This is a genomic window from Paraburkholderia sp. J10-1 (assembly GCF_905220165.1).
Lineage (GTDB): Bacteria > Pseudomonadota > Gammaproteobacteria > Burkholderiales > Burkholderiaceae > Paraburkholderia.
Genome location: NZ_CAJMYW010000003.1, coordinates 16,170 through 30,095, shown reverse-complemented (window position 1 = coordinate 30,095; position 13,926 = coordinate 16,170). Strand labels below are relative to the sequence as shown.

Genomic DNA, 13,926 nt, shown 5'->3' with positions numbered 1-13,926 from the left:
CTCAGAAAACGGGCTGATACGGTCCCAGTTCCACCTGGACGGATTTGATGCGCGTGTAGTGTTCGAGCGTCGTGATGCCGTTTTCGCGGCCCACGCCCGATTGCTTGTAGCCACCCACGGGCATTTCGGCGGGCGACTCGCCCCACGTGTTGATCCAGCAAATGCCGGCTTCGAGCCGATGAATCACGCGGTGCGCGCGCGAAAGGCTTTCCGTCACGACGCCGGCGGCCAGGCCGTACAGCGATTCGTTGGCGCGCGCGATGACTTCGGCTTCGTTGGCGAAGGCGAGAATGCTCATCACCGGGCCGAAAATTTCTTCCTGCACGATGCGCATGTCGTCGCGGCAGCCGGAGAACACGGTGGGCTGCACGTATTGACCGCGCGCGAACTCGCCCTGGGTGAGGCGCGCACCGCCCGCGATCAGCCGCGCGCCTTCGCGCTTGCCGCTCTCGATATAGCCGAGCACCTTGTCGAGTTGCGCGGCGCTCGCGAGCGGCCCGAAGTTGGTGGCGGGATCGGCGGGATGGCCCACACGGATGCGCTGCACGCGTTCGAGCACACGTGCTTCGAACGCGGCAATCACGGATTGGTGAACGAACACGCGCGTGGCGTTGGTGCACACCTGGCCGGCGCTGAAAAAGTTGGCGGTCACGGCGATATCGGCGGCGCGATCGAGGTCGGCGTCTTCAAAGACGATGAGCGGCGACTTGCCGCCCAGTTCCATCGTGACTTCCTTGAGCGTGGAGCCGCCTGCGGCCGCCATGACCTTCTTGCCCGTTTCGACGCCGCCCGTGAAGGAAATCTTTTCGATGCCGGGGTGCATGCTCAGCATGGCGCCCACGCGGCCGTCGCCATGCACCACGTTGAACACGCCCGGCGGCACGCCCGCCTCGATATAAATCTCGGCGAGTTTCGAAGCCGAAAGCGGGGTGATCTCGCTCGGCTTGAAGATCATCGCGTTGCCGGCCGCAAGCGCAGGCGCCGACTTCCAGCAGGCGATCTGCAGCGGGTAGTTCCACGCGCCAATGCCGGCCGTGACGCCCAGCGGCTCGCGCCGCGTGTAGACGAACGAGGTCTCGCGCAGCGGAATCTGCTGGCCTTCCAGCGCGGGTGCGAGACCCGCGTAGTACTCGATCACATCCGCGCCGGTGACGATATCCACACTGCGCGTTTCGGCGATGGGCTTGCCCGTGTCGCTCGTTTCGAGCGCCGCGAGTTCGTCGTTGCGCTCGCGCAGCAGCTCGACCGCGCGCCGCAGCACGCGCGAGCGCTGCATCGCGGTCATCGCCGCCCAGACGCGTTGGCCGGCGCGCGCCGATTGCACCGCACGGTCGATGTCGGCGGCGCTCGCGTGCTGCACGGTGGCGAGCCTCGTGCAGGTGGCGGGATCGTAGGTGTCGAAGGTCTCGCCGCTGGTGGCGTCGGTGTAGGCGCCGTCGATAAAGAGGCGCTGCAGGGCGTAGAGGGACATCGATTGGCTCCGGACCGGGTTATTTGGCCGACTTGCCTGAGCGCGGCTTTGTGCGCGCTTCGAGCAGCAGGTCGATGTAGTCGTTGGCCACGCGCAGCGCGGCCTTCGTGTCGAACGGTTCGCCCGTGAGCGCGCCGCGCAGCCACAGGCCGTCGATCAGCGCGGCGAGCCCGCTCGCGGCGCGCCGGGCCGCGGCGCCTGGCAGCACCTTCTCGAACTCCGCGCAGAGGTTCGAATGCAGCCGCCGCGTGTTGACGCGCTGCAGCCGGCGCAGCGCGGGCTGATGCATGCTCTCGGCCCAGAACGCGAGCCACGTCTTCATGACGGGCGAGTTCACCTGCGAAACGTCGAAGTTGGCCGCAACGATGGCGCGCAGGCGCGCGCGCGGCTCGTCTTTCGCGGCAAGGCGTCTGCGCACCGTGGCTTCCCAAAGGTCGTGCAGCACGTGGCGCATGGTGGCTTCGAGCAGGCCGTCCTTGCCGCCGAAATAGTGACTGACGATGCCGGTGGAAATTTTCGCGTGCTGCGCGACGGTGGCGAGCGTGGTGCCCGAGAGACCCGACTGGTCGATCGATTGCAAGGTGGCGTCGATGAGTTGCGCGCGACGCACGTCGCGCATTCCGATCTTGGGCATGGGGATTCCGGGCAATGCGGGAAGGTTTCCACTCTAGGTATTTTTTATTGAATGTTCAATCAATAAAAACGTAGAAATGACGGGATCGGCGGATTTTACAAAGTCCGCGTCGGATTACCGATGATCGCCACCGCGCAATGCCTCGCGAGGCCCGCCACACAACGGTTTGCGCCTGTTTTTCAGGCCTTTTTTCGCTGCGGGCGTGTCGCGTTAGCGCCAGCGCGTGTCGTGTCTGCGCAAGTCGGGTGAGATTTGGACTTGTACGTTTTGATCCACCGCGCAAGACGCCACGCGCTTTCTGTGCGGCCCGACAACCTGTATCGCCAGACAAGAGAGACCCGACATCATGAGAAAACCGAATGCGGTGGCACTGAGCGGCATCGCGATGGCATTGAGCGCTGTTTCGACCGCAAGCCATGCCCAAAGCAGCGTCACCCTGTACGGGATCATCGACGCAGGCGTGACGTACGTGAGCAATGCGGGCGGTTCGCATCAAGTGAAATTCGACGACGGCATTGCTCAGGCGAACCGCTGGGGCCTCAAGGGCACCGAGGATCTCGGCGGCGGGTTGAAGGCCGTGTTCCAGCTCGAGAGCGGTTTTCACCTTGGCAACGGGCAGATCGCCAACGGCGGCTCGCTTTTCGGCCGTCTCGCTTATGTCGGACTCCAGAACGATTGGGGCACGCTCACGTTCGGCAATCAGGCCGACATGACGCAGGAGTTCGTGTATCTCTACAACGTCACGGCGTGGGCGAGCGGCTACGCGATCAACCAGGGCGACTTCGACCGCATGAACGGCGACCATCTGCCGAACGCCGTGAAGTTCATGTCGAACACGTTCGGCGGATTCCAGTTCGGCGGCATGTACTCGTTCAGCAACACGCCCGGCGACTTTCACACCGGCAGCGCCTGGAGCGCGGGCGCACAGTACCAGAACGGCCCGTTCGCAATGGGCGCGGCCTACACCCAGCTCAACAACCCGTCGGGCATTTACGCGTTCGACCCGTACAACATGATCGGCGTGCGCACGTTCTTCGGCAGGCCGACCGTCAGCGTCGATCCGGCCACGGGCGCGGTCAGCTCGCTCTATAGCGAGACGCCGTTCCCCGTCGACAAGCAGGCGACCTTCGGCACCGGCGCGAGCTACGCGATCGGCGACGTCACGTTGATGGCCGCTTTCACGTACACGCAGATCAAGGCGTTCGGCGAGAGCGAGCACATGCAGGTGGGCGAAGGCGGCGCGAACTGGCAGGTCACGCCCGCGTTCAGCGTGGCGGGCGGCTACCAGTACACGCACTTCGACGGCCACCACTGGAACCAGATTTCGGCGGGCCTGCACTACCTGCTTTCGAAGACCACCGACGTTTATCTCTCGGGCGACTGGCTCAAGGCCTCGCAGGGTGTGGACGCGGTGATCGGCTACAGCTTCACGCCTTCTTCGACCACCACGCAGGCCGATGTGCGCGTGGGCTTGCGGCATTCGTTCTGACCGCGCAGACGGATGTTTTTTCGCCGCAAGACCTCGGGAAAACCCGCGGTGCAACCCTGGCGCAACGCGCGCCCGAGTTGCCCGAAGCCCCGTCTGGCGGGGCCGTCCAACGGCGATGGCGTTTTTGTTCTATCGGCTGCCACGGCCTCTTTGGTCTACTTGCACTCAAGCTCATCCATGCGCTCAGCGCGAAGGGAAGTCAGATGAACGTCAGCGTTTTCGACCTGTTCAAGATCGGAATCGGTCCGTCCAGCTCGCACACGGTCGGCCCCATGGTCGCTGCGTGCCGCTTCGCGTCCCATATCGAGGACGCCAATCTGCTCGCCTTTGTGCGCCGCGTCAAAGTCGAGCTGTACGGCTCGCTGGGCGCGACGGGCAAGGGCCACGGCACCGACAAGGCCGTGCTGCTCGGCCTCGAAGGCAACTTGCCCGACTCGGTCGATCCCGACCAGATCGAGCCGCGTCTGGCCGCCATTCGCCGCGAGAAGACGCTCGTGCTGCTCGGCAAGCAGACCATTCGCTTCGACGAAAAGGAGTGCATCGGCTTCTTTCGCAAGACGATGGGCGGCGCAAACACGCTGCACTCGAACGGCATGCGCTTTCAGGCCTTCGACGAAAACGGGCAGTTGCTCGTTGAAAAGGAGTACTACTCGGTGGGCGGCGGCTTCGTCGTGAATCGCGACGGCGACCGCGTCAACGGCGTGCGCAGCGGACGCGACGTGCCCTATCCGTTCCGCACGGGCGATGATCTGCTGCGCGTATGCAAGGAAAGCGGGCGTTCGATCGCCGAAGTCACGTTGGCCAACGAGTGTGCCGCGCGCTCGCCGGAAGACGTGCGCGAAGGGCTGCTCGCGATCTGGCGCGCGATGGCCGCCTGCGTGGAGCGCGGCTGCAAGATGCACGGCGAGCTGCCGGGCCCGATGCAGGTGAAGCGCCGCGCCGCCGATCTCTCGGTGCATCTGCGTTCGCGCTCGGAAGAATCGTTGCGCGATCCGCTTTCCATGCTCGACTGGGTCAACCTCTACGCGATGGCCGTGAACGAGGAGAACGCGGCGGGCGGCCGTGTCGTCACCGCGCCCACGAACGGCGCGGCGGGCGTGATTCCCGCGGTGCTGCACTACTACGTGAAGTTCGTTGCGGGCGCAAACGAAGACGGTATCGCCAACTTCCTGCTCACGGCTGCCGCCATCGGCATCATCTACAAGGAAACGGCGTCGATTTCAGGCGCGGAAGTGGGCTGCCAGGGCGAAGTGGGCGTGGCGTGCTCGATGGCGGCAGCGGCGCTTGCTGCCGTGATGGGCGGCACGCCTGCCCAGGTGGAGAACGCCGCCGAAATCGGCATGGAGCACAACCTCGGCATGACCTGCGACCCGGTGGGCGGCCTCGTGCAGATTCCGTGCATCGAGCGCAACGCGATGGGCGCGATCAAGGCGATCAACGCCGCGCGCATGGCGCTCAAGGGCAACGGCGAGCACTACGTCACGCTCGACAACGTCATCAAGACGATGCGCGAGACGGGCGCCGACATGAAGACGAAATACAAGGAGACGTCGCGCGGTGGTCTCGCCGTGAACGTCATCGAGTGCTAACGCAAGCTAATGGTAACGCGCAACAAGGGGTCTGCGAGATGAGCCGCTATTCGATATTCAGTCTGTTCCGCAACGGGTTGTCGTATCACGAGAACTGGGAGCGGCAGTGGAGAAGCCCGGAGCCGAAAAAGGAGTACGACGTCGTGATCGTCGGTGGCGGCGGGCATGGTCTCGCAACGGCCTATTACCTCGCGAAAGAGCACGGCGTGAAAAACGTCGCGATTCTGGAGAAGGGATGGATCGGCGGCGGCAATACGGCGCGCAACACGACCATCGTGCGCTCGAATTATCTGTGGGACGAGTCGGCGGCGCTGTATGAAAAGGCGATGAAGCTCTGGGAAGGGCTCTCGCAGGACCTCAACTACAACGTGATGTTCAGCCAGCGCGGCGTGATGAATCTCGCGCACACACTGCAGGACGTGCGCGACACCGAGCGGCGCGTGAACGCGAACCGCCTGAACGGCGTGGACGCCGAGTTCCTCACGCCCGAGCAGATCAAGGAAATCGAGCCGACCATCAACCTCAATAGCCGTTACCCCGTGCTGGGCGCCTCGATCCAGCGCCGCGCGGGCGTGGCGCGCCACGACGCCGTGGCATGGGGCTTCGCGCGCGGCGCGGACCAGCACGGCGTGGACATCATTCAGAACTGCCAGGTGACGGGCATTCGCCGCGACGGTGCGCGCGTGACGGGCGTGGATACGTCGAAGGGATTCATCAAGGCGAAAAAGGTCGCCGTGGTGGCGGCCGGCAACACCACGACGCTCGCGGACATGGCAGGCGTGCGTCTGCCGCTCGAAAGCCACCCGCTGCAGGCGCTGGTTTCGGAGCCGATCAAGCCGGTGGTCAACACCGTCATCATGTCGAACGCGGTGCACGCCTATATCAGCCAGTCCGACAAGGGCGATCTCGTGATCGGCGCGGGCGTGGACCAGTACACGGGCTTTGGCCAGCGCGGCAGCTTCCACATTATCGAGGGCACGTTGCAGGCCATCGTCGAAATGTTCCCGGTGTTTTCGCGCGTGCGCATGAACCGGCAGTGGGGCGGCATTGTCGATGTCTCGCCGGACGCCTGCCCGATCATCAGCAAGACCGACGTGAAGGGTCTCTATTTCAACTGCGGCTGGGGCACCGGCGGCTTCAAGGCGACGCCGGGCTCGGGCTGGGTGTTCGCGCACACCATTGCGAAGGACGAACCGCATCCGCTGAACGCGCCGTTCTCGCTGGACCGCTTTTATAGCGGCCATCTGATCGACGAGCACGGCGCAGCCGCCGTTGCGCACTAAAGGAGACCACACCATGTTGCTGATCGAATGTCCGTGGTGCGGTCCCCGCGCCGAAATCGAGTTCACCTGCGGCGGCGAGGCCGACATCGCGCGCCCGCTCGACACCGACCAGCTCACCGACGAGCAATGGGGCGACTACCTCTTCATGCGTCACAACCCGCGCGGTGTGCATAAAGAGCAGTGGCTGCACGCGCAGGGCTGCCGCCGCTGGTTCAAGGCGACGCGCGACACCGTCACCTACGAGATCCAGAGTTACGAGACCTTCGGCGCGCCGAGTGTGAACAATGCGGTAGCAAATGAGGCGCAAGGCAACAAGCAAGGGAGCACGCAGCGATGAGCCAGAAGAACCGTCTGGGCGCCGGTGGGCGCGTCAACCGCGCGATTCCGCTGAACTTCACGTTCAACGGCCGCACGTATCAAGGCTTCCAGGGCGACACGCTCGCCTCCGCGCTGCTCGCCAACGACGTGCATTTCGTCGCGCGCAGCTTCAAGTACCATCGCCCGCGCGGCATCATGACGGCGGACGTGGCCGAGCCCAACGCCATCGTGCAACTCGAGCGCGGCGCGCATACGGTGCCCAATGCTCGCGCGACCGAAGTCGAGCTTTACCAGGGGCTCATTGCGACGAGCGTGAACGCCGAGCCCAGCCTCGAAAACGATCGCATGGCGATCAACCAGAAGTTCTCGCGCTTTTTGCCGGCGGGCTTCTACTACAAGACCTTCATGTGGCCGCGTAAATGGTGGCCGAAATACGAAGAAAAGATTCGCGACGCCGCGGGTCTCGGCAAAGCGCCCGAAGTGCGCGACGCCGACCGCTACGACAAATGCTTCGCGCATTGCGACGTGCTCGTGATCGGCGGCGGCCCTGCGGGTCTCGCCGCCGCGCATACGGCGGGCGCGAGCGGCGCACGCGTGATTCTCGTGGACGACCAGCGCGAACTGGGCGGCAGCCTGCTGTCGTGCAAGGCCGATATCGACGGACGTCCCGCATTTCACTGGGTCGAGAAGATCGAAGCCGAACTCAGGCAAATGCCCGACGTGAAGATCCTTTCGCGCAGCACGGCTTTCGGCTACCAGGATCACAATCTCGTGACCGTCACGCAGCGTTTGACGGAGCATCTGCCGGTTTCCACGCGCCAGGGTACGCGCGAACTGCTGTGGAAGATCCGCGCGAAACGCGTGATTCTCGCAACGGGTGCGCACGAGCGTCCCATCGTGTTCGGCAACAACGATCTGCCTGGCATCATGATGGCGTCGGCGGTATCGACGTATATCCATCGCTATGGTGTGCTGCCGGGCCGCAATGCCGTCGTGTTCACGAACAACGACGCGGGCTACCGCTGCGCGCTCGACCTGAAGGCATGCGGTGCCACCGTCACCGTGGTCGATTCGCGCTCGCAGGGCAACGGCGCATTGCAGGCCGCCGCGCGCCGCCAGGGCGTAAAGGTAATGTACAACGCGGCCATTCATTGCGCGCATGGCAAGCAGCGCGTGAGTTCGGTCGATGTGGTCGGCTACGCGAACGGCCAGGCCGGCGCGCAGCAGGGCACGCTCGCATGCGATCTCGTTGCGGTGTCGGGCGGTTTCAGCCCCGTGCTGCACCTGTTCGCGCAGTCGGGCGGCAAGGCGCACTGGAGCGACGCGAAGGCGTGCTTCATGCCGGGCAAGCGCGTGCAGGAGGAAGTGAGCGTTGGCGCGGCGGTGGGCGAATTCGGCCTGGCCCGCGCGCTCACGCAGGGTGTGGATGGCGGCATCGACGCGGTGAAGTCGCTCGGCTTCCCGGTCAAGCGGCCCGCCGTGCCGAAAGCCGCCGAGGTTGCGGAAACGCCGCTTGAGGCGCTGTGGCTCGTCGGCAGCCGCAAGGACGCGGCGCGCGGGCCCAAGCAGTTTGTCGACTTCCAGAACGACGTTTCGGCCGCGGACATTCTGCTCGCCGCACGCGAAGGCTTCGAGTCGGTCGAACACGTGAAGCGCTATACGGCCATGGGTTTCGGCACCGACCAGGGCAAGCTCGGCAATATCAACGGCATGGCGATTCTCGCCAGTGCGCTCGGCAAGACGATTCCCGAAACGGGCACGACGACGTTCCGCCCAAATTACACGCCCGTCACGTTCGGCACGTTTGCGGGGCGCGAACTCGGCGACATGCTCGACCCGATCCGCAAGACCTGCATTCACGAATGGCACGTGCAGCATGGCGCGGAATTCGAGGACGTGGGCAACTGGAAGCGTCCGTGGTACTACCCGAAGAGCGGCGAGAATCTGCACGCAGCCGTGAAGCGCGAGTGCCTTGCGGTGCGCAACAGCGTGGGCATTCTTGATGCCTCTACGCTCGGCAAGATCGACATTCAAGGCCCCGACGCCGCGAAGCTGCTCAACTGGGTGTACACGAACCCGTGGCTCAAGCTCGAAGTGGGCAAGTGCCGCTACGGCCTGATGCTCGACGAAAACGGCATGGTGTTCGACGACGGCGTGACGGTGCGCCTCGGCCAGCAGCACTACATGATGACCACCACGACGGGCGGCGCCGCGCGCGTGCTCACGTGGCTCGAACGCTGGCTGCAGACCGAATGGCCGGATATGAAGGTGCGTCTGGCTTCCGTCACCGACCACTGGGCGACGTTCGCCGTGGTCGGCCCGAAGAGCCGCAAGGTGCTGCAGAAGGTGTGCAAGGACATCGACTTCGACAACGCCGCATTTCCGTTCATGTCGTATCGCAACGGCACGGTCGCGGGCGTGAAGTCGCGCGTCATGCGCATCAGCTTCTCGGGCGAACTGGCCTATGAGGTGAACGTGCCGGCCAATGCGGGCCGCGCCGTGTGGGAGGCGCTGATGGAAGCGGGCGCCGAGTTCGACATCACGCCTTACGGCACGGAAACGATGCACGTGTTGCGTGCGGAGAAGGGCTACATCATCGTGGGCCAGGATACGGACGGGTCGGTTACGCCATTCGACCTTGGCATGGGCGGCCTGGTCTCGCAGACGAAGGACTTCCTCGGCCGCCGCTCGCTCAAGCGTTCGGACACCGCCAAGGAAAACCGCAAGCAGTTCGTCGGATTGCTAACGGACGACGCACAATACGTGTTGCCCGAAGGCGGCCAGATCATCGCTCCCGACGCGCAGGCGCGGCCCGATGGCACGACGCCGATGATCGGCCACGTCACGTCGAGCTACTACAGCCCGATCCTCCAGCGTTCGATTGCGCTCGCGGTCGTGAAGGGCGGCTTGAACAAGATGGGCGAGCGCGTGGTGATTCCCATGGCCGATGGCCGGCGCGTCAGCGCGCAGATCGCAAGCCCGATTTTCTACGACACGGAAGGAGTGCGTCAGCATGTTGAATGAAACGAAGGACCCCCTGCCGGTCGCGGAGCGCATCGTTGGCGTGCGCCTCGAGTCGCCGCTCGTCGGCGCAGCGGATCTGATCAAAGCGCAGGAAGGGCGCGCCTCGAAGGCGTTTGCCATGCGCGAGCTGCCGTTTCGCGACCTCGTGAACGTGCGCGGCGAATTGAGCGACCCGGCGTTCGTCGCGGCGTTCGCCAGCGTAGTGGGCTGCGAGCCGCCCGCCGCGCCGAACACCGTCGCACGCAGCGATCAATACGACGTGCTCTGGCTCGGGCCCGATGAGTGGCTCGTGCGCTCGCTCGCACCGGTGCAAACCGGCATGCTCGAAGCGAAGCTCGCCGCCGTGCTTGGCGATGCTTATGCGGCGGCCGTGGACGTCGGCAGCGGCAGCACCGTAGTCGAGATCGAAGGCACGCGGGCGCGCGACGTGCTCTCGCGCGGCTGTCCGCTCGATCTGCATGCGCGCCTGTTCAAGCCGGGGCAATGCGCGCAAAGCGTGTATTTCAAGGCGTCGATCGTGCTGATACCCACCGGGGACGACCGCTTCGAAATCGTCGTGCGCCGCAGTTTCGCCGATTACTTCTGCCGCATGATGGTCGACGCCGCGGCGTCGGTCGCGCCATGAAGATCGTCGATGCGGCGTTCGAGCCGGCGCTGGGTGCGATCGGGGCGCTCAGCCCGCACGACGAGCCACGCGGGCGCGGCTGGAGCGTGTTCGTCGAAGCGTTGAGCGTGCCGGCGCGCATCGGCATTTATCCGCACGAGCACGGCGCGCCGCAGCCGCTCGTGATCGACGCGCAGCTCGGCTATCGCTGCATGCCGCGCGAAAAGAGCGCAGCGGGTGAAGCGGGCGACTGGATCGACTACGACGGCTATTGCACACGTCTCGCGGATTTTCTCGGGCACAAGCCGCACACACGGCTGCTCGAAACGCTGGTGGCGGACATTGCGGCGTTTTCGTTTCGCGAATGGCCCGCGCTGGAAACGCTCAGGCTCGCGGTGCACAAGCCGAAGATCCGGCCGGGCACGCGGCGTGTGGGCGTGGCCCTCGACTGGACGCGCGCCGACTATCGACTATGGATTCGGGCCGATGGTGGCGGGCAGAACGCGTAGCCCGATGTCGGTGCAAAGCAAAGGCGCGTCGTTTTTTGCACATCGCCGTATGCGGCGGGCAGGCTAACCTCGAAGCATCGTTACCTCACGCGAAAGCCCGCGCGAGGCAGCGCTATCTAGTGAGCAGCGTTGGAAGCTGCATCAAACAGGAGACAGCGAGATGAGCGGTAATCGAGGCGTCGTGTATCAAGGTCCGGGCAAGGTCGAGGTGCAGAACATCGCGTATCCGAAGATGGTCGATCCGAGCGGACGCTCGATCGGCCATGGCGTCATTCTGAAGGTGGTCAGCACGAACATTTGTGGCTCGGACCAGCATATGGTGCGCGGACGTACGACGGCGCCCGTCGGCCTCGTGCTGGGCCACGAAATCACGGGCGAAGTGGTGGAAGTGGGCAACGACGTCGAAACGCTGAAGATCGGCGACCTCGTTTCTGTGCCGTTCAATGTGGCCTGCGGGCGTTGCGCGATGTGCCGCGAGCAGCACACGGGCGTGTGCCTGAACGTGAATCCCTCGCGCGCGGGCGGCGCTTATGGCTATGTCGACATGGGCGGCTGGATCGGCGGCCAGGCCGAATACGTGCTCGTGCCGTATGCCGATTTCAACTTGCTGAAGTTCCCGGACCGCGATCAGGCCATGTCGAAGATTCGCGATCTCACGTGCCTCTCGGATATTTTGCCCACGGGCTATCACGGCGCGGTGACGGCGGGCGTGAAACCGGGTTCGACTGTTTATATCGCGGGTGCGGGGCCGGTGGGGATGGCGGCGGCGGCTTCGGCGCGCCTGCTCGGTGCGGCCTGCACGATCGTCGGTGACATCAATGCGGAGCGTCTTGCCCATGCGAAGGCGATGGGCTTCGAAGTGGTCGATCTTTCAAAAGACGCGACGCTCGGCGAGCAGATCGAACAGATTCTTGGCAAACCGGAAATCGATTGTGCGGTGGATTGTGTGGGCTTTGAAGCGCACGGGCATGGCGCTTCCGGTCATGCGGAAGAGGCACCGGCTACGGTGCTCAATTCGCTGATGGAAATTACGCGGCCGGCGGGGATGATCGGGATTCCGGGGCTTTACGTGACAGACGATCCGGGTGCGCGTGATGTGGCTGCACAGCATGGGAGTTTGAGCATCCGCTTTGGGCTTGGCTGGGCCAAGTCGCATACGTTCCATACTGGGCAAACGCCCGTGCTTAAATACAACCGCAATCTCATGCAGGCGATTTTGTTTGACCGGTTGCCGATTGCCAAGATCGTTAATGTGTCGGTTATTTCGCTTGATGAGGCGCCTGAAGGCTATAAGAAGTTTGATGGTGGTGCGCCGCGGAAGTTTGTGATTGATCCGCATGGGTTGTTGGCGGCGTAGGTTTTTTTGTCGCCGGTTCCTGGGGCTTTGGCGTTTCCTTGTGTTCGTGGTGGTATGCGAGCGTTGCCCCTGTGCGGGGCGGCACCTACTTTTCTTTGCAGCGGCAAAGAAAAGTAGGCAAAAGAAAGCCGCTCACACCGCCAGCGCCAGCCACAGTTCACATCGCACCACCCCACTTGAATGGCTCCGGAGCGTCTGTCATCTCGCACCACCGAACTCAGTGACAAGGCGCTCATCCTTCCGGCGGCGCTACGCGCCCCGAAGGGCATAACCTAAAACCATTGGTGCGCTTGCATTCCGCCAAGAAGGACAACGCCCCCTGGGTTTCCCTTGCAGACCCGGCCGCTGCGCGCGTAGCGAGCAGCGGGAACGGATGAGCGCTTTGTCACTAACGGGAATGGCGCGGGGTGACAGACGCTCCGGAGCCATTAACCTTTCGTGGCGCGATGTGAACTGTGGCAGGCATTAGCGGTTTGAGCGGCTTTCTTTGCCTACTTTCTTTGCCGCTGCAAAGAAAGTAGGTGCCGCCCCGCACAGGGGCAACGCTGGCAAACCGCCGCGAAAACAAGTTTCAAACATGCACAGTGGCAGGCGCAACAAGAGCCGCAGCAGGCGTATCCACGCCAGAAAGCGGCGCGATCCGCTTCCGCCTTTCGCCGGTAGGCGCATTCCCAAACGCATCCCGATAGCTCTTGCTGAAGTGACAGGCCGACTGAAACCCGCAGGCCATCGTAATCTGCATAATCGACATATCGGTCTGCAGCAGCAGTTCGCGTGCACGGCGCAAGCGCAGCGTCAGATAGTAATGCGTCGGGGTCATGCCAAGATGCTCATGAAAGAGCCTCTGCAATTGCCGCTGCGACATATTCGCAAGACGAGCAAGCTCCTCCCGCGAGAGCGGCTCCTCGATATTGTTCTCCATAAGCGAGATGACTTCGAAGAGCGACTTGTTCGCCGAACCGAGCCGGGCAACTAGCGGCATGCGCTGCTGAGCCGAGGTATCGCGCACATGCTCCACAACGAACTGCTCGGCAATCTGCGTCACGCGTGCAGTCCCCACACGCGCCGTGATGAGGTGCAGCATCATATCGAGCGGCGCAACGCCACCCGTGCAGGTCACGCGGTCGCGATCAATAACGAAGAGCTCCTTGAGAAACCGCGTGGACGGAAACTCTTCCTTCAGCGCCGACATGTTCTCCCAGTGAATCGCACACGCATACCCTGCCAGCAGCCCGGACTTCGCGAGCGCATAGGTCCCCGTGCAAAGGCTGCCCAGCGCAACCCCCATGCGCGCAAAGCGGCGCAACGCAGCGAGATGCGCCGCCGTGGTGGCGCGCTGCACGTCGATGCCGCCGCAAACGAACACGATATCGGGCTGCCCCACACATTCGGCAGGGCCGGTGTCGATGGAAAGCCCATTGCTCGACGTGACCGGACCGCCCTCCGGGCTGATGATCGACCACCTGTAAAGCGGCTGGCCGCTCAGGTAATTAGCCATACGAAGGACTTCGATAGCGTTCGTAAACGCGATCATCGTGAAGTCGGGCAGCGGCATGAACGCGAAGTGCGCGAACGACGCTGTGCGATCCGGCAGCATGGGGGACGATTCCTTGTGATCGGTAGCCTTGTGCCCAGTGGGGGCCCGGTC

Annotated in this window: 11 protein-coding genes; 8 read left to right on the top strand and 3 right to left on the bottom strand. The window is 63.9% G+C overall.

Annotated elements, in window-relative coordinates; translation table 11 throughout:
• Position 1 precedes the first annotated feature (1 nt).
• Together betB and betI are read right to left on the bottom strand one after the other, a co-directional pair.
• The gene (gene betB, locus U5A65_RS12740) at positions 2-1,471 is read right to left on the bottom strand and encodes a betaine-aldehyde dehydrogenase (RefSeq protein WP_321946470.1); all 1,470 of its coding nucleotides are present in this window, start codon (positions 1,469-1,471) and stop codon (positions 2-4) included.
• 19 nt (positions 1,472-1,490) lie between these two features.
• On the bottom strand, positions 1,491-2,105 hold the full coding sequence (gene betI / locus U5A65_RS12735; RefSeq protein WP_321946469.1) for a transcriptional regulator BetI: 615 nt from the start codon (positions 2,103-2,105) through the stop codon (positions 1,491-1,493).
• A gap of 346 nt (positions 2,106-2,451) precedes the next feature.
• On the opposite strand from betI, the gene U5A65_RS12730 reads away from it, so the two are divergent.
• From U5A65_RS12730 to fdhA, 8 genes are all read left to right on the top strand, one after another.
• A complete protein-coding gene (locus U5A65_RS12730) occupies positions 2,452-3,594 on the top strand; it encodes a porin (RefSeq protein WP_321915406.1) in 1,143 nt (380 codons plus the stop codon).
• 203 nt (positions 3,595-3,797) lie between these two features.
• A complete protein-coding gene (locus tag U5A65_RS12725) occupies positions 3,798-5,183 on the top strand; it encodes an L-serine ammonia-lyase (protein ID WP_321946468.1) in 1,386 nt (461 codons plus the stop codon).
• Between the two features lie 38 nt (positions 5,184-5,221).
• Positions 5,222-6,466 (top strand): sarcosine oxidase subunit beta family protein, encoded by a 1,245-nt coding sequence (locus tag U5A65_RS12720; protein WP_321915404.1) that lies wholly within the window; start codon positions 5,222-5,224, stop codon positions 6,464-6,466.
• Between the two features lie 13 nt (positions 6,467-6,479).
• On the top strand, positions 6,480-6,803 hold the full coding sequence (locus tag U5A65_RS12715; protein WP_321915403.1) for a sarcosine oxidase subunit delta: 324 nt from the start codon (positions 6,480-6,482) through the stop codon (positions 6,801-6,803).
• Positions 6,800-9,808: a sarcosine oxidase subunit alpha family protein gene (locus U5A65_RS12710; RefSeq protein WP_321946467.1), complete on the top strand. Its 3,009-nt coding sequence runs from the start codon at positions 6,800-6,802 to the stop codon at positions 9,806-9,808. The genes U5A65_RS12715 and U5A65_RS12710 overlap by 4 nt, the downstream gene beginning before the upstream one ends.
• Positions 9,798-10,433: a sarcosine oxidase subunit gamma gene (locus tag U5A65_RS12705; protein WP_321915401.1), complete on the top strand. Its 636-nt coding sequence runs from the start codon at positions 9,798-9,800 to the stop codon at positions 10,431-10,433. The genes U5A65_RS12710 and U5A65_RS12705 overlap by 11 nt, the downstream gene beginning before the upstream one ends.
• The gene (locus U5A65_RS12700) at positions 10,430-10,921 is read left to right on the top strand and encodes a dihydroneopterin aldolase (protein ID WP_321915400.1); all 492 of its coding nucleotides are present in this window, start codon (positions 10,430-10,432) and stop codon (positions 10,919-10,921) included. The genes U5A65_RS12705 and U5A65_RS12700 overlap by 4 nt, the downstream gene beginning before the upstream one ends.
• A gap of 160 nt (positions 10,922-11,081) precedes the next feature.
• Positions 11,082-12,278 (top strand): formaldehyde dehydrogenase, glutathione-independent, encoded by a 1,197-nt coding sequence (fdhA, locus tag U5A65_RS12695; protein ID WP_321946466.1) that lies wholly within the window; start codon positions 11,082-11,084, stop codon positions 12,276-12,278.
• 571 nt (positions 12,279-12,849) lie between these two features.
• Here fdhA and U5A65_RS12690 read toward each other — a convergent pair.
• Complete coding sequence (locus tag U5A65_RS12690) at positions 12,850-13,875, bottom strand: GlxA family transcriptional regulator (protein ID WP_415764745.1); 1,026 nt, start codon at positions 13,873-13,875, stop codon at positions 12,850-12,852.
• Positions 13,876-13,926: the final 51 nt, after the last annotated feature.